22 protein-coding genes are annotated in these 23,726 nt (G+C 72.7%); 10 read left to right on the top strand and 12 right to left on the bottom strand.

Going from position 1 to position 23,726, the window contains the following annotated elements; genetic code table 11:
* Nucleotide 1: 1 nt before the first annotated feature.
* A complete protein-coding gene (locus tag AC1VWI_RS33510; RefSeq protein WP_499514752.1) occupies nucleotides 2–1,294 on the bottom strand; it encodes an ABC transporter substrate-binding protein in 1,293 nt (430 codons plus the stop codon).
* A gap of 452 nt (nucleotides 1,295–1,746) precedes the next feature.
* Here AC1VWI_RS33510 and AC1VWI_RS33505 point away from each other — a divergent pair, with 452 nt between their 5' ends.
* The gene (locus tag AC1VWI_RS33505) at nucleotides 1,747–2,568 is read left to right on the top strand and encodes an HAD family hydrolase (RefSeq protein WP_499514751.1); all 822 of its coding nucleotides are present in this window, start codon (nucleotides 1,747–1,749) and stop codon (nucleotides 2,566–2,568) included.
* A gap of 78 nt (nucleotides 2,569–2,646) precedes the next feature.
* Here AC1VWI_RS33505 and AC1VWI_RS33500 read toward each other — a convergent pair whose 3' ends face one another.
* The 5 genes from AC1VWI_RS33500 to AC1VWI_RS33480 all read right to left on the bottom strand — a co-directional run bounded on the left by AC1VWI_RS33500 (nucleotide 2,647) and on the right by AC1VWI_RS33480 (nucleotide 7,457).
* Entirely contained in the window at nucleotides 2,647–3,072 is a 426-nt protein-coding gene (locus tag AC1VWI_RS33500) for a guanyl-specific ribonuclease (RefSeq protein ID WP_499514750.1), read from the bottom strand.
* A gap of 425 nt (nucleotides 3,073–3,497) precedes the next feature.
* A complete protein-coding gene (locus tag AC1VWI_RS33495; RefSeq protein WP_499514749.1) occupies nucleotides 3,498–4,436 on the bottom strand; it encodes a LysR family transcriptional regulator in 939 nt (312 codons plus the stop codon).
* A gap of 4 nt (nucleotides 4,437–4,440) precedes the next feature.
* Nucleotides 4,441–5,634, bottom strand: a complete 1,194-nt coding sequence (locus AC1VWI_RS33490) for a glycine C-acetyltransferase (RefSeq protein ID WP_499514748.1) — start codon at nucleotides 5,632–5,634, stop codon at nucleotides 4,441–4,443.
* Between the two features lie 62 nt (nucleotides 5,635–5,696).
* Complete coding sequence (gene tdh, locus AC1VWI_RS33485) at nucleotides 5,697–6,725, bottom strand: L-threonine 3-dehydrogenase (protein ID WP_499514747.1); 1,029 nt, start codon at nucleotides 6,723–6,725, stop codon at nucleotides 5,697–5,699.
* Between the two features lie 246 nt (nucleotides 6,726–6,971).
* Entirely contained in the window at nucleotides 6,972–7,457 is a 486-nt protein-coding gene (locus tag AC1VWI_RS33480) for a peroxiredoxin (protein ID WP_499514746.1), read from the bottom strand.
* A gap of 120 nt (nucleotides 7,458–7,577) precedes the next feature.
* Here AC1VWI_RS33480 and AC1VWI_RS33475 point away from each other — a divergent pair, with 120 nt between their 5' ends.
* A complete protein-coding gene (locus AC1VWI_RS33475; protein ID WP_499514745.1) occupies nucleotides 7,578–8,180 on the top strand; it encodes a TetR/AcrR family transcriptional regulator in 603 nt (200 codons plus the stop codon).
* Nucleotides 8,181–8,286: 106 nt separating this feature from the next.
* On the opposite strand, the gene AC1VWI_RS33470 is transcribed toward AC1VWI_RS33475, so the two are convergent.
* On the bottom strand, nucleotides 8,287–9,102 hold the full coding sequence (locus AC1VWI_RS33470; RefSeq protein ID WP_499514744.1) for an AIM24 family protein: 816 nt from the start codon (nucleotides 9,100–9,102) through the stop codon (nucleotides 8,287–8,289).
* 34 nt (nucleotides 9,103–9,136) lie between these two features.
* The gene (locus AC1VWI_RS33465) at nucleotides 9,137–10,408 is read right to left on the bottom strand and encodes an ROK family transcriptional regulator (protein WP_499514743.1); all 1,272 of its coding nucleotides are present in this window, start codon (nucleotides 10,406–10,408) and stop codon (nucleotides 9,137–9,139) included.
* A 139-nt stretch (nucleotides 10,409–10,547) separates the two neighbouring features.
* On the opposite strand from AC1VWI_RS33465, the gene AC1VWI_RS33460 reads away from it, so the two are divergent.
* The 6 genes from AC1VWI_RS33460 (at nucleotide 10,548) to AC1VWI_RS33435 (ending at nucleotide 17,852) form a co-directional block, all read left to right on the top strand.
* Nucleotides 10,548–11,864, top strand: coding sequence for an ABC transporter substrate-binding protein (locus AC1VWI_RS33460; RefSeq protein WP_499514742.1), 1,317 nt, complete (start codon nucleotides 10,548–10,550; stop codon nucleotides 11,862–11,864).
* Nucleotides 11,865–11,878: 14 nt separating this feature from the next.
* Nucleotides 11,879–12,889 (top strand): carbohydrate ABC transporter permease, encoded by a 1,011-nt coding sequence (locus tag AC1VWI_RS33455; RefSeq protein WP_499516975.1) that lies wholly within the window; start codon nucleotides 11,879–11,881, stop codon nucleotides 12,887–12,889.
* Nucleotides 12,882–13,742, top strand: a complete 861-nt coding sequence (locus tag AC1VWI_RS33450) for a carbohydrate ABC transporter permease (RefSeq protein WP_499514741.1) — start codon at nucleotides 12,882–12,884, stop codon at nucleotides 13,740–13,742. The genes AC1VWI_RS33455 and AC1VWI_RS33450 overlap by 8 nt, the downstream gene beginning before the upstream one ends.
* 41 nt (nucleotides 13,743–13,783) lie before the next feature.
* Nucleotides 13,784–15,142 carry a GH1 family beta-glucosidase gene (locus AC1VWI_RS33445; protein ID WP_499514740.1) on the top strand — a complete coding sequence of 453 codons (1,359 nt, stop codon included), beginning with the start codon at nucleotides 13,784–13,786 and terminating at the stop codon, nucleotides 15,140–15,142.
* 45 nt (nucleotides 15,143–15,187) lie between these two features.
* Nucleotides 15,188–17,143, top strand: a complete 1,956-nt coding sequence (locus AC1VWI_RS33440) for an RICIN domain-containing protein (protein ID WP_499514739.1) — start codon at nucleotides 15,188–15,190, stop codon at nucleotides 17,141–17,143.
* 121 nt (nucleotides 17,144–17,264) lie between these two features.
* Nucleotides 17,265–17,852 (top strand): Imm21 family immunity protein, encoded by a 588-nt coding sequence (locus AC1VWI_RS33435; RefSeq protein WP_499514738.1) that lies wholly within the window; start codon nucleotides 17,265–17,267, stop codon nucleotides 17,850–17,852.
* 6 nt (nucleotides 17,853–17,858) lie between these two features.
* Here the strand turns inward: AC1VWI_RS33435 and alc are convergent, their stop codons facing one another.
* Together alc and allB are read right to left on the bottom strand one after the other, a co-directional pair.
* On the bottom strand, nucleotides 17,859–18,968 hold the full coding sequence (alc, locus tag AC1VWI_RS33430; protein ID WP_499514737.1) for an allantoicase: 1,110 nt from the start codon (nucleotides 18,966–18,968) through the stop codon (nucleotides 17,859–17,861).
* Nucleotides 18,965–20,326 carry an allantoinase AllB gene (gene allB / locus AC1VWI_RS33425; RefSeq protein WP_499514736.1) on the bottom strand — a complete coding sequence of 454 codons (1,362 nt, stop codon included), beginning with the start codon at nucleotides 20,324–20,326 and terminating at the stop codon, nucleotides 18,965–18,967. The genes alc and allB overlap by 4 nt, the downstream gene beginning before the upstream one ends.
* Before the next feature lie 258 nt (nucleotides 20,327–20,584).
* On the opposite strand from allB, the gene AC1VWI_RS33420 reads away from it, so the two are divergent.
* A complete protein-coding gene (locus AC1VWI_RS33420) occupies nucleotides 20,585–21,349 on the top strand; it encodes an IclR family transcriptional regulator (protein WP_499514735.1) in 765 nt (254 codons plus the stop codon).
* Nucleotides 21,350–21,665: 316 nt separating this feature from the next.
* Complete coding sequence (locus AC1VWI_RS33415) at nucleotides 21,666–22,547, top strand: LLM class F420-dependent oxidoreductase (RefSeq protein WP_499514734.1); 882 nt, start codon at nucleotides 21,666–21,668, stop codon at nucleotides 22,545–22,547.
* A 22-nt stretch (nucleotides 22,548–22,569) separates the two neighbouring features.
* Here the strand turns inward: AC1VWI_RS33415 and AC1VWI_RS33410 are convergent, their stop codons facing one another.
* Together AC1VWI_RS33410 and AC1VWI_RS33405 are read right to left on the bottom strand one after the other, a co-directional pair.
* On the bottom strand, nucleotides 22,570–22,878 hold the full coding sequence (locus tag AC1VWI_RS33410; RefSeq protein WP_499514733.1) for a DUF5955 family protein: 309 nt from the start codon (nucleotides 22,876–22,878) through the stop codon (nucleotides 22,570–22,572).
* A gap of 175 nt (nucleotides 22,879–23,053) precedes the next feature.
* Nucleotides 23,054–23,707, bottom strand: coding sequence for a histidine phosphatase family protein (locus AC1VWI_RS33405; protein WP_499514732.1), 654 nt, complete (start codon nucleotides 23,705–23,707; stop codon nucleotides 23,054–23,056).
* Nucleotides 23,708–23,726: the final 19 nt, after the last annotated feature.

Here is a 23,726-nt window from a genome sequence, read left to right as displayed (position 1 = left end):
GTCACTGGCTCCAGATCTTCTGTGCGCTGCGCTGCCACGTGGTGAGGATGGAGCCGATCTCCTTGGGCTTGGCCAGGTAGTGCACCAGCGCCGTGTCGGCGGTCGGCTGGAGCGCGTCGCTGGAGTCCCGGTTGAAGAACTGCGTCACGTCGGCGGCGCTCTCGATGAGCTTGCGGCCCTTGACCACCAGCGGGGTGCCGGCGTCCTTGGCGTCCGGGTGGGTGGGCAGCGCGGTGCCGGAGGAGTTCTTGAGGTAGAGCTCCTGCGCCTCGGCGGTCGCCAGGTAGCTCAGCAGCTCCTTGACACCGTCGGCGCGCTTGCTGCGGGCGCTGGCGAAGTAGCCGTCGGTGGGCGCCTCCTCGGCGACCGGCACCTTGGGGTCGATGATGGGGAACTGGAAGAAGTCGATGTCGCCCAGGGCGTCCTTCGGGGCGGCGTCGGCGAAGAAGGTGCCGATGAGCATCATGCCGGTACGGCCCTGGAGGAGGGCGGTGGTGGCGTCCTGGAACGGTATCGCCGTGCCGTTGGGGTCGAAGAACGGCCGGGCCTGGTCCCACGTGTCGAAGACCTTGCGGACCTCGGGGTCGTCGAAGCGGTGCTGGCCCGCGAGCAGTTCGCGGTGGTACGTGGCACCGTTGACGCGGATGTTGAGGTAGTCGAACCAGGCCGAGGCGACCCACGGGGTGTCGCCGCCGGCGCCGAGGCCGATCGGGGCGACGCCCTTGCTCTTGAGCTTGTCGCACAGGTCGAGGAACTCGTCCCAGTTCTTCGGCTCCTGGACGCCCCACTTGGCGAAGTTGGACTTCCGGTAGAACATGCCCCACCAGTAGTAGCTGGTGGGCACGAAGACCTTCTTGCCGCTGGAGGCCGAGGTGCACAGCTTCTTCAGGGCGTCGGTGTAGCCGGACAGCTCGGGCTTGCCCCAGATGTCGTCCAGGTCGAGGAGCAGGTCCTTCTTGGCGTACGACTCGGCGACGGAGCCCGGGTACCAGGTGTAGATGTCCGGCGGGGTGGCCGAGGTGAGGTACGTCGGCAGCTGCGTGCGGAAGGTCTCCGACGCGACGGTGTTGAGCTCCGCCTCGGCGCCGCCGCGCTTGTTGAAGGCGGCCACGAGCTGCTGCATCGAGGTCTTCGCCTGCGGGGAGGAGAGGTTGGACTGCAGGGTCACCGGGCCGCCGGACTTTCCTCCGGAGGCGGACGGGCTCTGGGTGACGCAGCTGCTGAGCAGCGCGCCGGCGCCGACGGCGCCGGACACGGCGAGGAACCGGCGGCGGCTGGCGTTGAAGGCGGTCATCTGTGAACTCCCTTAGTGCCCACGGAACGGAGCTGAGGCCCCCTGACGGCCCGGCTCTGGGTGCGGCAGGCACAGCCTGTCGCAGGGGTCAGCGTCCCGTCAAGATTAATTAGTAATTTATTTTCGAGAGGGGTGTGACCTCGGCCGAACAAGGCCCGGGGGCACCCCTGTTGGCGCCGGATGGCATCGGTTGACGCAGGTGGAACGGGATGGAACGGGGTGGAGCGATGCGCTGCGAGACGCAGCGGACGGGTCGCGCACAGGGCTCGGAGCGCGGCCTGACGGACGCGGCCGTCCACCCCGCGGAGGGCGACGTGCCGGGCGCCGGTGCCACGGCGGAAACTGTGGCCGGGCCCCCGAAGCCTGTCAATATTAATTGCTAATTAACTTAAAAACGCGATCTTTCGGTGACCTGGACGGCGTCGCGGCACCGCTTTCCGTAGGATGCGGCGATGCCCCGCCCCCGCCTGGTCGCCACCGATCTCGACGGCACGCTCCTGCGGAACGACGGCACGCTTTCCGCCCGCACGCTGGACGCCCTGCGCGCCACGGCCGGCGCGGGCGCGGAGGTCGTCCTCGTGACCGCCCGGCCGCCCCGCTACCTCGACGCGCTCGCCGCCGCCACCGGCCTCACCGGGACCGCGGTGTGCGCCAACGGCGCGATCGTGTACGACATCGGCAGCCGCACCGTCACGGAGTCCACCCCGCTCCCCGTCCCCGTCGCACGTCGGGTGGCCGCCGCCCTGCGGGACGCGGCGCCCGGCGTCGGCTTCGCCGTCGAGACGGGCCACCGGCTGCACTGGGCCCCGGGATACGGGCACCACCTGCCCGAGGACGCGGGCGCCGAGGTCCCCGTGGCCTCGCTCGCGCAACTGTGGGCGAGCCCGGGCCCGGTCGTGAAGCTGCTCGCCTGGTCACCCGCGCTCGACGCGGACGCCCTGCTCGCCGTGGCGGAGCACGCGGCGGGCGGCCGGGCCCAGTTCACCCACTCCGGCGGCCACGGGCTGCTGGAGGTCAGCACCCGGGGCGTCACCAAGGCGGCCGCCCTCGCGGCCCTGTGCGCCTCCCGCGGCATCGCCGCCGAGGAGGTCATCGCCTTCGGCGACATGCCCAACGACCTGCCCGTCCTGACCTGGGCGGGCACGGGCTGCGCCGTCGCCAACGCGCACCCGGCCGTGCTCGCCTCGGTCGCCCACCGCACGGCCTCCAACGAGGACGACGGCGTCGCCCGCGTCCTGGAGCGGCTCTACGGGACGCGGGCACGGGAACGCTGACGGACCGCTGACGCACCGAAGGGCGGCGCCCGGTGGGACCGACCGGGCGCCGCCCCGAGGACGGTGGACGGGGCCGCGTCAGCAGCCGTAGTCGATCAGGTCGAAGGTCACGTAGTGGTCGGCGGTGTAGTAGTCCTCGTCGGCTCCCTGGCCGGTGACGATCCGCCGGGCGCCCCGGGTCGATGAGCCGGGCGTCTTGACCGTGTACTCGTGGTAGTAGCCGTTCGCGTGGGCGGGCAGCACACCCTCGCGGTTCTGGAAGACCGTCCCGTCCTGGGGGTACGGGAACGGGCCGCCCTGGTCGATCAGGCGGAGCGTGGTGTAGGCCTGGGACGGCAGGTCGGAGTAGCAGATGTCGCCGACCGACGCGGCCTGGACGACAGCCGCGGCCGCGGCGCCGGCGGGCGCCGGTGCGGCGGTCGCGACGGCCGGGCCGCCGGCGAGAAGGGCCGAGGCGAGGGCGCCCAGGGCGCCGAGGCGAAGGATCCGTGGGGGGATTCTCATGGCTTCAGGATGACGCGCGTAGAGCCTGTCATGTCAACGACAATCACGGGATGTTCCCCGGGAGTTCACACCTCCCGGTCACCCCACCGGACGGCGCAGCACCCTGACGCGACCTTGGACGTGGGCGCCGTGGGCGATGTCCGAGGCCGCATCCGGAAAGCCGGTGGCAGCCTGCGGATGAATGGGTACCGGCGCATCCGTCCCCCGAACTTCCCGGCCGGAGGGGAATTGCCTCCGCCGTCCTTGCGATCGGCCTCGAGGGTGACTCCGCGAGAGGGTCGGGTGAGCCTCTGACCTGCGCCGGGCTGCGATCCAACTCCCCCGCGGGGCGAGCCCCGGAAATGGCCGAAGAGGCCGAACCCGTGATGGCGGAGAACCCGCAAAGGGCCGAATTCAGGGACCGGCTCTCCAGGGGATTCGGGGAATCAGGACCCGGCGGTGCCGTCGGCGTCGCCCGCGCCCTCGGCCGCGTCGCGCAGGGCGTCGAGGACCGGGCGGAGCAGGGGGTGGTCCTCGGCGCCGCGGCGGACGGCGGCGAAGACGCGGCGGGTGGCGACGACGTCGTCGACCGCGCGGACGGCGACGCCGGACAGGTCCATGTCGCGCAGGGCGCTGCGCGGGACGAGGGCCACGCCGACGCCCGCGGCGGCGAGGGCGACGACGGCGCGGAAGTCGTCGGAGGAGTGCTCGAGGCGGGGCTGGAAACCGGCGTACTCGCAGGCGAGGACGACCACGTCGTGGCAGGGGTTGCCCGGGTAGGGGCCGATCCAGGTCTCGTCGGCGAGGCCGGCGACGCGCACGGTGCCGGTCCCGGCGTCGGCGAGGGCGTGGCCGGCCGGGAGGACCGCGTCGAAGGGCTCGGCGTACAGGGGGACACGGGAGAGCCGCTGGTCGTCGGCGCGGGGGGCGCCGCGGTACTCGACGGCGACGGCGATCTCGGCGCGGCCGTCGAGCACCATGGGCAGCGACTCGTCGCCCTCGGCGTCCCGGACGCGGATGTGGATGCCCGGGGCGGTGCCGCCGAGCGCGGCGATGGCCGGGGCGAGCACGAGCGCGATGCCGGTCGCGAAGGAGGCCACGGTCACCTGGCCGGCGGCGCCGGAGGTGTAGGCGGCCAGCTCGGCCTCGGCGCGTTCGAGCTGGGCGAGGACGGTGTTGGCGTGGGCGAGCAGGATCTCGCCGACGGGGGTGAGCTGGACGCCGCGGCCGCCGCGTTCCAGCAGCCGGTGGCCGGTCTCGTTCTCCAGGGCGGCGAGCTGCTGGGAGACCGCGGAGGGGGTCAGGTACAGCGCGGCGGCCGCGGCGGTCACCGTACGGTGGTCCGCCACGGCCCGCAGGGTCCGCAGCCGTCGTGCGTCAATCACCCATTCATCCTGCCAGGGCCGCGCGCGCGGCGATGAATGCGTCCACCGCCTTGTCGACGTCCGCGGTGGAGTGGGCGGCCGACAGCTGGACCCGGATGCGGGCCTTGCCGTGCGGCACGACGGGGTACGAGAAGCCGATCACGTAGACGCCGCGCTCCAGCAGCAGCTCCGCCATGCGGCCCGCCTCCGAGGCGTCGCCGATCATGACCGGGGCGATGGGGTGCTCGCCGGGCAGGATCTCGAAGCCGGCCTCGGTCATGCGGGAGCGGAAGAGGGCGGTGTTCTCCGCGAGGCGGGTGCGCAGGTCCTCGGAGTCCTCGATCAGGTCCAGGACCTTGAGGGAGGCCGCGGCGATGACCGGCGCGAGGGAGTTGGAGAACAGGTACGGGCGCGAGCGCTGGCGCAGCAGCGCGACGATCTCCGCGCGGGCCGCGACGTAGCCGCCGGAGGCGCCGCCGAGGGCCTTGCCGAGGGTGCCGGTGATGATGTCGACCCGGTCCATCACGCCGTGCAGGGCGTGGGTGCCGCGGCCGCCGGGGCCGGTGAAGCCGACCGCGTGGGAGTCGTCGACCATGACCATCGCGTCGTAGCGGTCGGCGAGGTCGCAGATCTCGTCCAGCGGCGCGATGTAGCCGTCCATCGAAAAGACCCCGTCGGTGACGATGAGGCGGCGGCGGGCGTCGGACGCCTCCTTGAGGCGGGCCTCCAGCTCGGCCATGTCGCGGTTGGCGTAGCGCAGGCGGCGGGCCTTGGACAGCCGGATGCCGTCGATGATGCTGGCGTGGTTGAGCGCGTCGGAGATGACGGCGTCGTTCTCGTCGAGGAGGGTCTCGAAGACGCCGCCGTTGGCGTCGAAGCAGGAGCTGTAGAGGATCGTGTCCTCGGTGCCGAGGAAGGCGGACAGCCGGGCCTCGAGCTCCTTGTGGACCTCCTGGGTGCCGCAGATGAAGCGGACGGACGCCATGCCGTAGCCCCAGCGGTCCAGGGCCTCCTTGGCGGCGGCGGTGACCTCGGGGTGGTCGGCGAGGCCGAGGTAGTTGTTGGCGCAGAAGTTGAGGACGTCGCCGGGGACGCCGCCGGCGGTGACGGAGACGGAGGCGCTCTGCGGTGTGCCGATCACGCGCTCGGGCTTGAAGAGCCCGGCCTCGCGGATCTCGTCGAGGGTGCCGCGCAGGTCGTCGCGGACGGAGTCGAACATCGGGGTTCTCCCTGGGAAGCTGCGGGTGGTGCGGTGGGCCGTGCCTCGGGGGCCGGGAGGGGTCAGGCGGTCCAGTCGAGGACGACCTTGCCGCAGCGGCCGCTCGCGGCGTCGTCGAAGGCGGCGTCGAAGTCGCGGTAGGAGTAGCGGCCGGTGACCACGGGGGCGATGTCGAGGCCGCCCTCCAGCAGCACGGACATGGCGTACCAGGTCTCGAACATCTCGCGGCCGTAGATGCCCTTGATGGTGAGCATCGACGTGACGATCTTGGCGAAGTCGACGGAGAAGTCCTCCGCGGGCAGGCCCAGCATCGCGATGCGGCCGCCGTTCGTCATGTTGGCGATCATGTCGCGCATGGCCTCGGGGCGGCCGGACATCTCCAGGCCGATGTCGAAGCCCTCGCGCAGGCCGAGCTCGCGCTGGCCGTCGGCGATGGTGGTCTCGGCGACGTTGAGGGCGAGGCTGACGCCGACCTTGCGGGCGAGCTCCAGGCGGTACTCGCTGACGTCGGTGATGACGACGTTGCGCGCGCCGGCGTGCTTGGCGACGGCGGCGGCCATGATGCCGATCGGGCCGGCGCCGGTGATCAGCACGTCCTCGCCGACCAGGGGGAAGGACAGCGCGGTGTGGACGGCGTTGCCGAAGGGGTCGAAGATCGCGGCGATGTCGAGGTCGACGGGGACCCGGTGCACCCACACGTTGGAGGCGGGCAGCGCGACGTACTCGGCGAAGGCGCCGTCCCGGCCGACTCCGAGGCCGATCGTGTTGCGGCACAGGTGGCGGCGGCCGGCCAGGCAGTTGCGGCACTTGCCGCAGACGAGGTGGCCCTCGCCGCTGACGCGGTCACCGGGCTTGATCTCCTCGACGTCCGAGCCCACGGCGGCGACCTCGCCGACGAACTCGTGGCCGAGCACCAGGGGGGTGCCCACGGCCTGCTGGGCCCAGCCGTCCCAGGCACGGATGTGCAGGTCGGTGCCGCAGATGCCGGTCCGCAGCACCTTGATGAGGACGTCCCCGGGACCGATCTCCGGCTCCGGGACGTCCCGCAGCCACAGGCCGGGCTCGGCCTTCTCCTTCACCAGTGCCTTCACTCTTGCGACTCCTGCCGGCAGACGATGTGGCCCGGCCCGCGCGGGGGGACGCGGACCGGGCACGAGGGAGCCCGGGCGGAGCGGCGGCGCCCGTCGGCGCCGGCTCGCGCGATGCGCCGGGCACACAGCAATCTGCCCGGCTTCGAGCGTTCAGTCCATCGATCTTTTCTTAAGCTCGGCAACAGCGCAGCTTCACGCTCGGCCGGAAGGGTGGCGCGGGCCACCCCGGCCCGGCCGCGCCGCGGCTCAGCGCGGGGCGAGCGCGGCCAGCTGCGCGGTGATGGTGTCGGTGTCCTGGAAGGTCAGCCCGATGCGGGCGACGTGCTTCCAGCGCACGATGCCCTCCGCGTCCACGATGAAGACCGAGCGCTTCAGGCCGAGGCCGGGCATGGTGATGCCGTAGGCCTTCGCCACCGTGCGCTCGGTGTCGGCGAGCAGCGGGAAGCGCAGGTCGCGCTTGCGGGCGAAGTGCTCGTGGCTGTCGAGGTCGCTGAAGTTGACGCCCCACACCGTCGCCCCGAGGTCGCGGAAGCGGTCCAGGTCGGAGGTGTAGGAGCAGAGCTGCTTGGTGCACACCGCCGTGTCGTCCCCGGGGTAGAAGGCGAGCACGACGGGGGCGCCGCGGTGCGCGGACAGGGAGTACTCACCGCGCTCGGCCTCGCCCGATCCGGTGAGCAGGACTCCGGGGAGGGCGAAGTCGGGGGCGGGGGCGCCGGTCTCGGGCACGGGCATGGCGGGGTCCTCTCACAGGGGGCGGGCTCAGGTCGTCGAGATGACGATACAGAACGTGACGATACAGAACGTTCTTTCTCGCCAGGACGCTACGCGGTGCCGTCCGCTACCGTCAAGGACATGAGTGCCCCTCCCGCCGTTCCCCTCGTCACGTACGCCGCCGCGGACGCGCCGCCGCGTGACCGCATCCTGGCCACCGCGGCCCGGCTGTTCTACGCCGAGGGGATCCACGCGGTGGGCATGGACCGGATCGTCACGGAGGCGTCCACCACCAGGGCGACGCTCTACCGGCACTTCCTGGGCAAGGAGCAGCTCGTCCTGAGCTACGTCCAGGCCACCGACGAGCAGATCCGCGCCTTCACCGAGGCCGCGCTGGAGGGCCTGGGCGCACGGGAGGCGCTGGCGGGGGTGGCCGGAGCGCTCGGCGACCAGCTCTGCTCACCGGGCTTCCGCGGCTGCCCGTTCCTCAACGCGGCCGCAGAGTACCCGGACCCGGCCGACCCCGTCTCGCGCGCGATCGTGGCCCACCGGGTCTGGCTGCGGGGGCTGGTCGCCCGGCTGCTCGCGGAGGCGGGCGCCCCCGAGCCCGCCGAGGACGCGGCGACGCTGATGATGCTGCGCGACGGCGCCGTGATGACCGCCGCGCTCGGCGACCCGGACGCGGTGCGGGCCTCGCTGGACCGGGCGGTGCGGCGCGTGCTGGAGGCTGCCGGGGTGGTGTGAGGGCGGGTCTGCCACGCCCTCACGGCAACCGATGCTCGACCTGCGTCCCGGCCTGCGCCCCGCCGCTGCCGCGCGCACGGCTCGTACGTGAGCCCGCGGGACGGCGTCAGCCGGCGTGGGTGGAGAAGAGGCCGCCGGTGGGACCCTGCTTGTCGCCGCCCTGGGCCTTCTTCAGCGCGTTGGCCAGGCCCTCGATGGTCATGGACTGCAGGATGACGCGCCCGTTGCCCTCCAGGGTCGCCAGCGACAGCCCCTCGCCGCCGAAGACGGCGTTCATGATCCCCTGCCGGTTGAGCCCGCCGATGCGCTGCACGCCGTAACGGACCCCGTCCTCGAAGGCGACGATGCAGCCGGTGTCGACCTCGATGCGGCCGCCGAAGTCGGCGGGGTTGAGGTCGATGAAGTTGCCCGCGCCCGCGATGATCACCGTGCCGCGGCCGGTGAACTTCTCCAGGACGAAGCCCTCGCCGCCGCTGGTGCCGGTGCGGCCGCCCTGGAAGGCGATGCCGAAGTCGACGGTCGATTCGGCGGCCACGAAGGCGTCCTTCTCCGCGTACCAGGCGCGCGACCCGTCCAGTTCCAGGGCGCGCATCTCCCCGGGCAGGACGCCCGCGAAGCCGACGGTGCCCTCGCCGCCGCTCGCGGAGAAGTACTGGAAGGCGATGCTCTCGCCCGCGAGCATCCGCTGGCCGACCTGCATGGCCGTGCCCATCGCCTGGCGGAGCATGCCGCCCATGCCGCCGCCCGCCGCGCCGCCCTGGGCCTCGCGCTGGGCGCCGGGACCCGCCAGGCGGGTGTCCATGCTCACGTTCGCGGTCTTGAACAGGAACTTCCCCGCCTCGCAGTAGACGGTCTGGCCGGGCTGGAGGGTGCACACGGCCATCTGCATGGCGTTGCCGACGATCTGCTGCTTCAGGGTCACTGCGGTGCTCCGGGTGGTCTCGGGACGTCCTCGTTCAGACGGATGTACCCGACAACGAACGACCCGGACGATTCGGTTCCGCTTGCTCCTCCGGGCGTGCGGCGGGGGCGGGCGGGCGGCCGCCGGCGTCGAGGAAGCGGGCGAGCGGCAGGGTGGCGGCGCCGACCGTGACCGCGTCCGTCCCGAGCCGGCCCAGCTCGATGGAGGTCTGGGCGCAGGGGTGGTGCAGCGCGTAGGCGGCGGTGGCCTCGCGGACCGCGTCGAGCAGCCGGGGGCCGATCATCAGGCCGGTCCAGCCGGACAGCACGATGCGCTCGGGGTTGAAGAGGTTGACGAGGTCGGCGATGCCCGCGCCGAGGTACTCGGCGGTCTCGTCGAGCAGCGCGACGGCGGCGGTCTCACCGGCCTCGGCGGCGTCGAGGAGGGCGGCGATCGCGGCCTCCTCGCTCACCCCGGTCGGCGCGTCCCAGCGTTCGATGAGCGCCTCGGCGCCGACGTAGGCCTCCAGGCAGCCGCGGGCGCCGCAGCGGCAGCGCCGCCCGCCGACCTGGAGGGTGGTGTGGCCCCACTCCCCCGCGCTGCTGCTGGCGCCGCGGTACGGCTTGCCGTCGGCGACCACGCAGGCGCCGACCCCGGAGCCGAGCAGCGCGATCACGGCGTTGCGGGCGCCCCGCCCGGCGCCGAACCACATCTCGGCCTGGCCGAGGGTCTTGGCGCCGTTGTCGATGTGGAGCGGCAGGGCGGTGCCCTCGGCGAGCAGCGCGCCGAGGGGGACGGCGTCCCAGTCGATGGTCTGGCCGTGGACGACCGCGCCGGCGCCGCCGGTGCCCTGCTCGACGATGCCGGGCACGCCGATGCCCACGCCGAGCACGAGGGCGGGATCGACGCGGCTGTCCTCCAGGACGACGGAGAGGCCGTCGAGGATGAGCTGGACGACCAGGGCGACGTCGTGACCGCTGTCGGCCAGCGGTCGGTCGGTGGAGGACAGTTCGGTGAGGGCGAGGTCGAAGAGGGTGACGCGGACCCGGGTCTCGCCGACGTCGACCCCGATGAGGAAGCCGTGGCGGGGGGCGACCTTGAGCATGACGCGGGGGCGCCCGCCGTCGGACTCCACGGAGCCGGCCTCCTCGACGACGCCGTCGGCGACGAGCTCGGCCACGACGTTGCTGATGGAACCTGTGCTCAGTCCGGTGTCCCTGGCCAACTCCTGACGGCTGAGGGGTCCTTCGAAGTACAGGTGACGCAAGAGCGCCGAACGGTTGCCCCGCCGCAGGTCGCGTACGGTCCGCTTGCCTCGGTCTGCCATGGTGCTCCCTCCCCGGCTGAATCTATCGCTGCGCCAAGTCTTGACGCCAGGTTTTCTCAGACGTTAAATCACGCCTTGAATTAAGGCGTGACGTTCTTCACTTCCCGAAGGCACCCACCCTGGAGAGGGATCCCCGGTCATGCACATCACCCGTACCACGGCCGCCGTGACGCTCGCGGCCGCGCTCATCGCCTCCGCCACCGCGTGCGGCGGCGGCTCCTCGACCGACGGCAGCGGCAACGGCAGCCCCAAGGAGCTCACCTACTGGGCCAGCAACCAGGGCGCCAGCCTCGAGGCGGACAAGGCCACCCTGACGCCCGAGCTCAAGAAGTTCGAGAAGCAGACCGGGATCAAGGTCAAGCTCGAGGTCATCCCGTGGTCCGACCTGCTCAACCGGATCCTCGCCGCGGCCACCTCCGGCCAGGGCCCCGACGTGCTCAACATCGGCAACACCTGGTCCGCCTCGCTGCAGGCCACCGGCGCGCTGCGCCCCTTCGACGCCAAGGCCTTCGACGCCATCGGCGGCAAGGACCGCTTCGTCTCCTCGGCCCTGGGCGCGACGGGCGCCGAGGGCAAGGACCCGGCCGCGGTCCCGCTGTACTCGCTGGCGTACGGCCTGTACTACAACAAGAAGATGTTCGCCGACGCGGGCATAGCCAACCCGCCCGCCACCTGGGACGAGCTCGTCGCCGACGGCAAGAAGCTCACCAAGGGCGGCAAGTACGGCCTCGCCGTCGAGGGCGGCAACCTCTCCGAGAACGTCCACCACGCCTTCGTCTTCGGCAAGCAGCACGGCGCCGACTTCTTCGACGCCTCGGGCAAGCCGACGTTCACCACCCCCGAGGCGGTCGCGGCCGTCAAGCAGTACATCGACTTCATCGCCAAGGACAAGATCGCGGCCCCCGGCAACGCCGAGTACGCCGCCAACCAGTCCGTCGCCGACTTCGCCACCGGCAAGGCCGCCATGCTGCTGTGGCAGGCCGCCGGCTCCTCGCTGAAGTCCCACGGCATGAAGCCCGAGGACTACGGCGTCGCCCAGGTGCCGTTCCAGGCCGCCGGCGCCTCCGGCGACACCGCCGTGAACTCGATGGTCGCGGGCATCAACCTGGCCGTCTTCAAGAAGACCGACAACGTCGACGGCGCCCTGAAGTTCGTGAAGTTCATGACCAGCGACGACGAGCAGAAACTCCTCAACGGCACCTACGGCTCGCTCCCGCCGGTCAAGGCCGCCCAGTCCGACCCGGCCTTCGCCACCCCGGACCTGAAGGTCCTCGCGGACGCGCTCGCCAACAGCGCGGCGCCGCTGCCGCAGGTCGCCAACGAGAGCCAGTTCGAGACCGCCGTCGGCACCGCGATGAAGGACCTGTTCGCCGACGCCGCCGCCGGCAAGCCGGTCACCACCGACAGCGTCAAGGCCGCCCTCGAAAAGGCCCAGCAGCAGATGCCGGCGTCGTGAGCGTGAAGGAACCGATGACCGCCACCGTGCCGCCCGTCCGGCACAGCTCCAAGACGCCTTCCCCCGGCGGCCGGCGGGCCGCCGGGGGGAGGGCCCCGCTGTCGCGGCTGCGCCTGCCGGCGCGGCTGCGGCGCGCGTCGCTCCCGTACGTCCTGCTGCTGCCGGCCCTCGCGCTGGAACTGCTCATCCACCTGGTGCCGATGGTCGTCGGCGTCGTGATGAGCTTCAAGGAGCTCACGCAGTTCTTCATCAGCGACTGGTCCGCCGCCCCCTGGAAGGGCCTGGACAACTACCGCGTGGCGGTGGACTTCAACGCCCCGGTCGGCGAGGACCTGCTCAAGTCCTTCCTCGTCACCTGTGAGTTCACGGTGCTGGCGGTCGGGCTGTCCTGGCTGTTCGGCACCGCCGCCGCCATCCTCATGCAGGACGCCTTCCGCGGCCGCGGACTGCTGCGCGCGGTCTTCCTGGTGCCGTACGCGCTGCCGGTCTACGCGGCGGTGATCACCTGGTCGTTCATGTTCCAGCGCGACACCGGCATGATCAACCACGTCATCCACGACCAGCTGCACCTCACCGACGGCCGGCCCTTCTGGCTGATCGGCGACAACAGCTTCTACGCGCTGGTGACGGTGTCGGTGTGGCGGCAGTGGCCGTTCGCCTTCCTGTGCCTGATGGCCGGTCTGCAGAACATCCCGCGCGAGCTGTACGAGGCGGCGGCGATGGACGGCGCCGGGATCTGGCAGCAGATCCGCAGGATCACCCTGCCGTCGCTGCGCCCGGTCAACCAGGTGCTGGTGCTGGTGCTGTTCCTGTGGACGTTCAACGACTTCAACACGCCCTACGTGCTGTTCGGGCGGGCGGCGCCGGACGCCGCGGACCTGATCTCGATCCACATCTACCAGTCGTCCTTCGTGACCTGGAACTTCGGCTCCGGCTCGGCGATGTCCGTGCTCCTGCTGCTGTTCCTGCTCGTCGTGACGGTGCTCTACCTGCTCGCGACCTCCCTGAGGAGGAAGGATGCCTGACGTCCGCAGCCCCATGGCCGCGCCGCGCTCCTTCGTGTGGACCCGCCGGATCGTGCTGACCGTGCTGACGGCCTTCGCGCTGGCGCCGGTGTTCGTCATGGTCGTCTCGTCGCTGAAGCCGCTGCAGGACGTGCAGGGCCCGTTCCGCTGGTTCCCCAGCGGCTTCACCCTGCGCCCCTACGCCGACATCTGGCACACCGTGCCGCTCGCCCGGTACTTCGTGAACTCGCTGCTCGTGGCGGGCGGGGCGACGCTGTGCTCGGTCGCGGTGGCGATCTTCGCGGCGTACGCGGTGAGCCGCTACGACTTCAAGGGGCGCCGCTTCTTCTCGGTGACGATCCTGTCCACCCAGATGTTCCCCGGCATCCTCTTCCTGCTGCCGCTCTTCCTGATCTTCGTCAACCTCGGGAACGCGACGGGCATCGCCCTGTACGGCAGCCGCGGCGGCCTGATCCTGACCTACCTGACCTTCTCGCTCCCCTTCTCCATCTGGATGCTGGCGGGCTACTTCGACTCGATCCCCCGGGACCTGGACGAGGCCGCCATGGTCGACGGCTGCGGGCCGTTGGGCGCGCTGTTCCGGGTGGTCGTCCCGGCCGCCGTGCCCGGCATCGTCGCGGTCTGCGTGTACGCCTTCATGACGGCTTGGGGCGAGGTCCTGTTCGCCTCCGTCATGACCAACGACACCACCCGCACGCTCGCCGTCGGCCTTCAGGGCTACGCCACCCAGACCGACGTGTACTGGAACCAGGTCATGGCCGCCTCGCTCGTGGTGAGCGTGCCCGTGGTCGCCGGGTTCCTGCTCCTGCAGCGCTACCTCGTCGCCGGGCTGACCGCCGGCGCCGTCAAGTGAGCGCCACCGCCCCTCAGCGTCCCCCGAACGAAAGGCAGTCCGTGACCCTCGACCTCAGCGCCCTCCCCGACGGATTCGTGTGGGGCGCCGCGACGGCCGCTTACCAGATCGAAGGAGCCGTGGCCGAGGACGGCCGTGCACCATCCATCTGGGACACCTTCTCCCGCACGCCGGGGAAGGTCGCAGGCGGCGACACCGGTGACGTCGCCTGCGACCACTACCACCGCGTGCCGGAGGACATCGGCCTGATGGGCCGGCTCGGTCTGGACGCGTACCGCTTCTCCCTCGCCTGGCCGCGCGTGATGCCGCAGGGCGGCGGGCCGGTCAACCCCGCGGGCCTGGCCTTCTACGACCGCCTGGTCGACGGCCTGCTTGAGGCCGGCATCACCCCCTTCCCCACCCTGTACCACTGGGACCTGCCGCAGGCGCAGCAGGACCGCGGCGGCTGGCCGGAGCGCGAGACCGCGCTGCGCTTCGCCGACTACGCGGCCGTGGTGGCCGAGCGGCTCGGGGACCGGGTCACCCACTGGGCGACGCTCAACGAGCCGCTGTGCTCGGCCTGGATCGGCCACCTGCAGGGCGTGATGGCCCCCGGCCTCACCGACCTGACGGCCGCCGTCCGCGCCTCGTACCACCTGCACCTGGGCCACGGCCTGGCGGTGCAGGCGCTGCGCGCCGCGGTCCCGCACGCGCAGATCGGCATCGTCAACAACCTCAGCCCCTGCGAGCCGGCCTCCGACCGTCCCGAGGACGTCGCCGCGGCGCTGCGCTCCGACGGCCACACCAACCGCTGGTGGCTGGACCCGATCCACGGCCGCGGCTACCCGCAGGACATGCTGGAGCTGTACGGGGTCGAACTGCCCGTGCAGACGGGTGACATGGAGACCATCGCCGCGCCGCTGGACTGGCTGGGCCTCAACTACTACTTCCGTGACATCGTTGCCGACGACCCGTCGGGGCCGGTCCCCCACACCCGTGCCGTACGCGTCCCGGACGTCCGCCGCACCGCGATGGACTGGGAGGTGCACGCCGGCGGTCTGGAGCGGCTGCTGCTGCGGCTGACCGAGGAGTACGGCGCCCGCAAGATCTACGTCACCGAGAACGGCTCGGCGTACGAGGACCACGTCGGCCCCGACGGGCAGGTCCACGACCCCGAGCGCACCGCCTACCTGGAGGAGCACCTGGCGGCCTGCGCCCGTGCCGTGCGCGGCGGTGCCCCGCTCGCCGGCTACTTCGCCTGGTCGCTGCTGGACAACTTCGAGTGGGCGTACGGCTACGCCAAGCGCTTCGGCCTCGTCCACGTCGACTACGCGACCCAGCGCCGGACCGTGAAGGGCAGCGGCCGCCGCTACGCCGACATCATCGCCGCCCACCGGCGCCGCGCCCGCAGCGCGGCCTGACCTCCCTCGCCATCCCGTCTCCACCCCCCACACAGGAGATCCGCGATGCCACACTCCCCCCACGTCAGACGCCTGGTCGCCGTGCTCGCGGCGGTCGCCGCGGCGTTAGCCGGGCTGGTGCTCGCCGGACCGGGAGCGGCCGCCGCCACGGCCGTCCAGGTCACCATGACCACCACCTCCGACGGCAGGACCGTCGTCAAGGGCCTACAGGCGCAGACCCCGGCCGCCTTCGAGGCGGGCAACGGCAGCGGCGGCACGGTCATCACGGTCGACCCCGCCGCCCGCTACCAGCCCTTCGAGGGCGGCGGGGCGTCCTTCACCGACAGCGCCGCCTGGCTGATGAACTCCTCCGGCGCGCTGTCGGCGGCCACCCGTGACGCCACGATGCGCAAGCTGTTCTCCCCCACGGAGGGCATCGGCCTGGGCTTCCTGCGGAACCCCATGGGCGCCTCGGACATCGCGCGCAGTCACTACACGTACGACGACACCTGCTGCGACCTGTCGGACTTCTCCATCTCCCGGGACCTGGCCGACGTCCTGCCGCTGACCCAGCAGGCGCGCCAGCTCAACCCGGCACTGAAGATCATGGCGGTGCCGTGGTCGGCGCCGGCGTGGATGAAGGACAACGGCAAGCTGACCCAGATGGGCAAGCTGAAGCCGGAGTTCTACGACACCTACGCGCAGTACTTCGTGAAGTACCTGCAGGCGTACGAGCAGCGCGGCATCCACGTCGACTACGTCTCGGTGCAGAACGAACCCCAGTGCTGCGGCGCGAACAGCGGCTACCCCACGATGGAGTGGACGGCGGCCACGCTGCTGGACTTCACCAAGAACCACCTCTTCCCCGCGTTCCGTTCGGCCGGGATCACCACCAAGGCGCTGATCCACGACTGGAACCACGGCGACTGGAACAGCACCGGCGCCGGCCAGCTCGCCGACGCCGCCCTGCGCGGCGACCCGCTCTTCGGCGGCGTCGCCTGGCACGGCTACGCGCCCACCCCGCCGAACTACGCGCTGGGCAGCACCGTGCAGAGCCAGTACCCCGGCGTGCCGCAGTACGAGACCGAGCACTCCGGCGGCACCTGGGTCACCGACCAGCAGCTGGAGGACCTGCGCGACATCACCGGCTTCACCCGCAACTGGGCCCGCTCCTACGTGAAGTGGTCGCTGGCGCTGGACCAGGCGATGGGCCCGCACGCGGGCGGCTGCGGCACCTGCACCGGCCTGATCACGGTCCAGAACGGCGACGCGCGCAGCGGGCAGGTCGACTACACCGTCGAGTACTACACGATGGGCCAGCTGACGAAGTTCGTCCGCGCGGGCGCGGTGCGGATCGGCAGCAACGCCACCGACCCGGTGTGGAACACGGCCTTCGTCAACACCGACGGGCAGCGGGTGCTGGTCACCCACAACGCCTCGTCGTCCGCCCAGCAGGTCACGGTCCGCGAGGCCGGGCAGCACTTCTCGTACAGCCTGCCCGCCCGCGCCACGACCACGTTCACCTGGTCCGGTGCGCCGACCGGCGGTGACGGCGGTGGCGGGGACGGCATCAGCACCTCCGCCTGGTACCAGGTGGCCGGCGCCGGCTCCGGCAAGTGCGTGGACGCCAAGGACCGGGGCACCGCCAACGGCACCGCGGTGCAGCAGTGGAGCTGCGTCGCCGGGCAGGCCAACCAGCAGTGGCAGTTCCGCCCGACCGACGGCGGCTACTACCGGGTGGTGAACCGCAACGCAACCGCCACCGAGCAGGTCTGGGACGTCACCGGCGGGGCGTCGGCGACGGGTGACTCCGTGCCGGTGCAGACCTGGCAGTGGTCCTCGGGCGCCAACCAGCAGTGGAAGCCGGTGCTCCAGGCGGACGGGTCGTACGTCCTCACGGCCCGGCACAGCGGCAAGTGCCTGGACGTCACGGCGGCCTCGACGGCCGACGGCGCCCTGCTGCAGCAGTACACCTGCAACGGCACCGCCGCCCAGTCCTTCCGGCTGACGCCGGCGGGCTGACCGACCCCGCGCGGCGCCGGCGTACGAGGGAGACGCCGGCGCCGCGCGGCACCAACCCCCCTCCGGGGCACCGGGGCCCCGGAGGGGACGCACTGTCGGCGCCGCGCGCCATACTCGCGCCGTGGATGCCTTCACGCCCGACGTCTCCGCGGAGCCCCGGCCTGCCCCCGCGTGGGTGGAGTCCATGGGCGGCCCGCTGATCGTCGTTCCCGTCTCCGCCCTGTCCGCCTGGGGCGGCTGCACGGAGCAGGGGATGGTCATCGGCGACGGGGACGTCCCCGACGACTACGACCGGGCCTGCGCCGTGGACGACCTCGCGGGGGTGATCCCCGTCGGCCGCGACGGCGGACAGGGGCTGGTCCTCGGGGACATGCCCGCCAGGACGTGCTACCTCCCGGCGCACCGGGCGTTCCTGCGCTGGGGCGGCGCCGGCTCCGAGGCCGAACTGGTCGCGGCGGCCGAGGCGGTTCTCGCCGATCCCGCCGTCGGGTGGGAGGCGTCCGGGACGTGGCGGAGCGACGGGCCCGCGGTGCTCATGGACTCCGCCGAGGCGGGCGGCCTGCTGGGCGTCGAATACCCCGGCGGCGGCAGGCCCGAACAGGCCCCCGTCCCACTGCCTCCGGGCCGCTGGGCGGTACGCGCCGTCCAGGCGACGGCCGGCGACTGCACCTCGCTCGGTCTGGTGCGGCTCGTGCCCGCCGCCTCTTGAAGCCCGTCAGGCCAGGGCGTCCCACCGCCGGGTGAGGCGGTCGGCGCCCGCGTCGGTCAGCGAGCCCCACAGGCGCAGCCGGGCGATGCCGCCGTCGGGGTAGGTCTCCAGGCGCACGTGGGTGGCGGGCGGGACGTCGACCACGAAGCGGTGGACGGTGTCGGGCTGCAGGGGGGTGCGGGGCAGGATCTCGAACCAGTCGCCGTCCTCGCCGTCGCGGCCGAGCAGGGCGGCCCAGCCGGCGGCGTTGCCCTTGTAGTAGCCGGTGTCGATCTCGGCGGCGCGGACGACGCCCTGCCCGGCGAGGCGGTAGCGCGCCCAGTCGTGGCCCTTGTCGCGGCGGCGGCGGGTCTCCCAGCCGTCGCCCATGCGGCGGGACGTGCCCGGCAGGATCGGGTTGAACGGGGAGGAGTAGAAGCGGTCGGAGACGTCCTCGGCGGTGCCGCCGTTCTCCAGCGCGACCAGGTCGAAGGTGCCGAGCGCGGTCAGCCACGCCGGGTCGGGGACGACCTCGCCGTGGACGCGGAGCCGGGCGATGCCTCCGTCGGGGAACTGCTTGAGCCGCAGGTGGGTGAAGCGGCGCTCCACGGCCGTCTCGAAGCCGTTGGCGGCGTGGCCGCCGACGGCCGTACGGGGCACGAGTTCCGTCCACCGCACGCCGTCGGCGAGCAGGTCCTCGGGCGCGGCGGCCAGGGGCGCGCAGGTGGCCTCGACGGCGATCTGCTGGGGGTGGTTGCCGCGGAAGTGGGCGGTGTCCACGACCAGGCCGCGCACGACCCCGGGGGCGGCCAGGCGGATCAGCGCCCAGTCGTGCTCGGCGTCGGCGGGGTGCGGGTCGGCGGCGTCGGTGCCGCGGCGGCGGCGGGTCTCCCAGCCGTCCATGACCTGGCCCTTGTGGCCGAAGTGCTCGGCGCGGAACTCGGGGCGTCCGGGGACGAGCAGGTTCTCCCGCTCGGCGAAGAACTCGTCGTTGGCGGCGATCACCCCGGCGCCCAGGCGCCGGTCGGCGAGGTCGACGAGGCCCGTGAAGGGCAGGTCGGCGCCGCGGTAGTCGGCGTAGGGGTCCCCTCCGGGGTACGGCTGGGCGGCGCCGGTGTACCGGGGTGTGGCGGTCACGCGTTCTCCCTTGTGATGAGGCGGCCGGAGGGGTGGGCCGGGGTGCCGTGGTCGGCGATCCGCTCGCCGCGCAGCCAGGTGCTCCGTACGACCCCCTGGAGGGTGCGGCCCGCGTAGGCGGTGACCCGGTTGCGGTGGTGGAGCGCCGCCGGGTCCACGGTGAAGCTCTCGTCGGGCGCCAGGACGGCGAAGTCGGCGTCATGGCCCGGCGCGACGGCGCCCTTGGTGGTGAGTCCGGCCAGCCGCGCCGGGCCCCGCGCCATCCAGCGGACCACGTCGGCGAGCGTGGCGCCACGCCGGCGGGCCTCGGTCCAGATCGCGGGCAGGCCGAGCTGGAGGGAGGAGATCCCGCCCCAGGCGGCGCCGAAGTCGCCGGTGTCGAGGTGCTTGAGGTCGACGGTGGAGGGCGAGTGGTCGGAGACGACGCAGTCGAGGGTGCCGTCGAGCAGGCCCTGCCACAGGGCCTCCCGGTTGCCCGCCTCGCGGATCGGCGGGCAGCACTTGAACTCGGTCGCGCCGTCCGGGACCTCCTCGGCGGTGAGCGTGAGGTAGTGCGGGCAGGTCTCGGCCGTCAGGCGTACGCCGTCGCGGCGGGCGGCGGCGATCAGGGGCAGGGCCTCGGCGGAGGACAGGTGCAGGACGTGCACCCGGCAGTCCAGGCGGCGGGCGAGGGCGATCAGCGCCTCGACGGCGGCGTTCTCGGCGGCGCGGGGGCGGGAGGCGAGGAAGCCGGCGTACGCGGGCCCGGAGGGCTGCGGGGCGCCGTCGATGAGCCGGGGGTCCTCGGCGTGGACGATCAGCAGCCCGTCGAAGCGGGCGATCTCGCGCATCGCCTCCTCCAGTTCGGCCGGGGCGAGCTGCGGGAACTCCTCGACGCCCGAGGGCAGCAGGAAGCACTTGAAGCCGAAGACCCCGGCGTCGTGGAGCGGGCGCAGGTCCTTGGTGTTGCCGGGGACGGCGCCGCCCCAGAAGCCGACGTCGGTGTGGATCCGGCCGCGGGCGGTCGCGCGCTTGACCTCCAGGTGGGCGGTGGTGGTGGTCGGGGGGACGCTGTTGAGCGGCATGTCGATCAGCGTCGTGACGCCGCCGGCGGCGGCCGCCCGGGTGGCGGTCTCGAAGCCCTCCCACTCGGTGCGGCCGGGGTCGTTGACGTGCACGTGGGTGTCGACCAGGCCGGGGAGCAGGGCGTCCGCGCCGAGGTCGACCAGGCGGGCGCCGGGAGGGGGCTCGGTCCCGTACGGCAGGACGGCGGCGATCCGGCCGCCGGCGACGGCCACGTCGGCGGGGCGCTCGCCCTGCGGTGTGACCACCCGTGGTGAACGCAGCACCAGTTCGATCCCGTCAGCGGCCTCGGACACGCGTTCCCCTTCCACCGGCGTCCCACAGAAATTCAACGTTCTGTTGAAATGCATCCTCCGCTCGCGCCCGAGCCTGCGTCAACCCCTGCCCGGGCACCACGGAAGGCTCCGGCAGTACAGTTGGAGAATTCCACCCAATGGAATGCGTTTTCCGCGCCCACCGGCCACCGCCGCGCCCACGACCGCCCCGAACGGCGATCGCATGCCTGGTCAGGGTCGGTAGGCTGCACCACTACACCGTCCGCCTGGGGAGGAAACGTGGCGTCAGACCGCGCCGGGGGCGTGCAGTCCCTCGAACGCGCCTTCGACCTGCTGGAGCGGATGGCCGATGCGGGCGGGGAGGTGGGCCTCAGCGAACTGTCCGCGAGCAGCGGACTGCCCCTGCCCACGATCCACCGCCTGATGCGCACCCTGGTCGACTGCGGCTACGTACGCCAGCAGCCCAACCGCCGCTACGCGCTGGGACCCCGGCTGATCCGCCTCGGCGAGAGCTCGGCCCGCCTCCTGGGCACCTGGGCCCGCCCCTACCTGGCGGAACTGGTCGAGGCGACCGGCGAGACCGCCAACATGGCGCTCCTGGACGGGGACGAGGTCGTCTACGTCGCCCAGGTCCCCTCGCGGCACTCGATGCGGATGTTCACCGAGGTCGGACGGCGCGTCCTGCCGCACTCCACGGGAGTCGGCAAGGCCCTGCTGGCGCACGTCCCGCCGGAGGAGGTACGGGCCCTGCTGGCCCGCACCGGGATGCCGGCGGCCACCGAGCGGACCATCGTCGACCCGGACGTCTTCCTCGCGGAACTGGAGCACATCCGCGCCCAGGGCTACGCCGTGGACGACAACGAGCAGGAGGTGGGGGTCCGCTGCCTGGCGGTCACCGTCCCCGACTCCCCCACGGCCGCCGCCATCTCCATCTCCGGACCCGCCGGACGGGTGACCGAGGCGGCCACGGAGAAGATCGTGCCGGTGCTGCAGGGCGTGGCACGGCAACTGTCGTCCGCGCTGGCCAGCAACGGCGCCGCCTGACCCGGGGCGTCACGATTCCGCCCGCCGGGTCCGGTGTCCGTGCGGGCGGCGGGGCCGGCGTCGTGGCCCTCGGGGTCGCACCCATCGCGCTCGTGCTGCGGATGCCGCTCGCCCAGGCCGTCGCACGCGACGTCGAGGCGACGCGAATGCGCCGCGCCGGCCGAGGACCCCGTGCCGGCCGGCGCGGAACCGGTGTGAGGGGCGGCTCAGGGCGGCTCGGGGCACCCCTCGGCGGTCTCACGGTGGCTTGACCTCGAGCGCACTCCAAGGCCTACGGTCGTCACCGTAGCGACCACGACCCCGGACGGGGAGAACCATGCAACTGGGCCTGCACCTCACGAAATTCGACCACCCCCAGGGACCCGCCGGGCTCGCGCCCGCGCTCGCCGCGGCCGGCGAGGCCGCCGAGTCGGCCGGCGCGGGCTGGCTGTCGGTGATGGACCACTACTTCCAGATGGAGAACAACGGGGGCGCCGAGGCGGCGATGCTGGAGGCCTACACGACGCTGGGCTTCCTCGCCGCCCGCACCTCCTCCGTACGGCTGGGCGTCCTCGTCACGGGGATCACCTACCGCCATCCCGGCCTGCTGGCGAAGATCGCGACCACCCTCGACGTGCTGTCCGGCGGCCGGGCGACCCTGGGCGTCGGCGCGGCCTGGTACGAGCGTGAGCACCTGGGCCTGGGCGTGCCCTTCCCGCCGCTCGCGGAGCGCTTCGAGCGGCTGGAGGAGACGCTGCGGATCTGCCTGCAGATGTGGGACCAGGACGACGACGGCCCCTTCAAGGGCGCGCACTACTCGCTGGCGGAGACCCGCTGCACGCCGCCCCCGGTGAGCACGCCCCGCCCCGAGATCATGATCGGGGGCGGCGGCGAGCGGAAGACGCTCCGCCTGGTCGCCCGGTACGCGGACGCCTGCAACCTCTTCGCCTCCTCGACCGCCGACGTCGCGCACAAGCTGGACGTGCTGCGCGCACACTGCGACGAGGCCGGACGCGACTACGCGCGGATCCGCAAGACCATGCTCTTCGTCGGCGACTCCCTCCGCGCCGGCGACACCGACGCCTTCGTCGCCGAGATGGCCGGTTACGCCGAACTCGGCATCGACACGGTCATCGTGGTGCCGCCGGACGCCGAACCGGCCGGCTGGATCGACAGCCACTGCGCGCCGGCCGTCCCCCGGCTGGCCGAGCTCGGCTGACCGGCCCCGCGGGCACCCCGCGTCACTCGGGACGCGGGGTGCCGAACAGCTCGATCGCCCGCCGGACCTCGGTGAGGGCACCGGCCAGGGCGCTGACGGAGCCGAGCGCCCCGGCGATCACGAGCAGGCCGCGACGCAGCCGCAGGACGTCCGGGACGCCGGCGGCCGCGGCGGCGGCCAGCGCGGAGAGCTCGTCCTCGGCGATGTGCCGGTCCGGTAAGTTGGCGCGGTACCCGGCGAGTTCACGGCGACAACGGGCGACCGCGGCCCGCAGGGCGGTCACCCTCGGGTCGAGGGTCCCCTCGTCGTCGACCGCCGCGCGGGCGGCCATGTCCTTCACCACAGATACGTCCCCCACAGGTAGGCCCCCGGTGATTCCCATGGACGGCCGGCCCCATCCGGTCCGCCGTATCGGGGAGGACAGTAAACGCGACGGAGCGCTTCCCCCGCTATACGGAGAGCGAAATCCGCCGTAACTTCCTGCCTCCCGTGACGACTTGCCGACATTAACGTCCGGGGGCCGCGGTTCGGTTCCAGTCCACGAGTTCCCAGTGCCCCGCGCCGTCACGCCGCCAGCGGGCCATCGAGGCGTTGACCACGCGGGCGTCGCCCGGCGGCGGGGGCCCGAGCAGCCGGCGCAGCGCCAGCACCACCGCGTCGTGCGTGACGAGCAGCAGGGGCGGCCCCGGGCGGGCGACGGCGTCCGCCAGGAAGTCCCCGACGCGGGCCTCGACATCCCGCGGCGACTCCCCGCCCGGCGGGCGGTAGGCGGCCTCGCCCTCGCGCTCGCGCCGCCGCACCTCCTCCGGGAAGCGCTCGCCGATCCCCTGCGGGGTGAGCAGTTCCAGCAGGCCCATGCCGCGGTCCCGGAGGCGTTCGTCGTAGGTGACGGGCGGCCGTTCGCGGCCCGCGGCCGTACCGGCCTCCTCGACGGCGCGCAGGGTCTGCCGGGCCCGCTCGAAGGGCGAGCAGCCGACGCGGCCGGGCGCCTCGGCGCCGGGCAGCGCCAGCAGGTCGCCGCCGAGCCGGGCCGACTGCTCCCGCCCGAGCGCGGTCAGCGCCACGTCGGCGTCCCTGACCCCCTCCAGGGACCTGCCGCGGGCGAAGGCCGCGTTCGCCTCGCTCTCGCCGTGACGTACGGCGATGATCCAGCGCGTCATGGCCGGTCCTTTCCCCCGC

It is taken from the genome of Streptomyces sp. TOM-9 (genome assembly GCF_056858595.1).
Note: the sequence above shows the minus strand (reverse complement) of the source record. Positions and strands in the feature narration are given on the sequence as shown.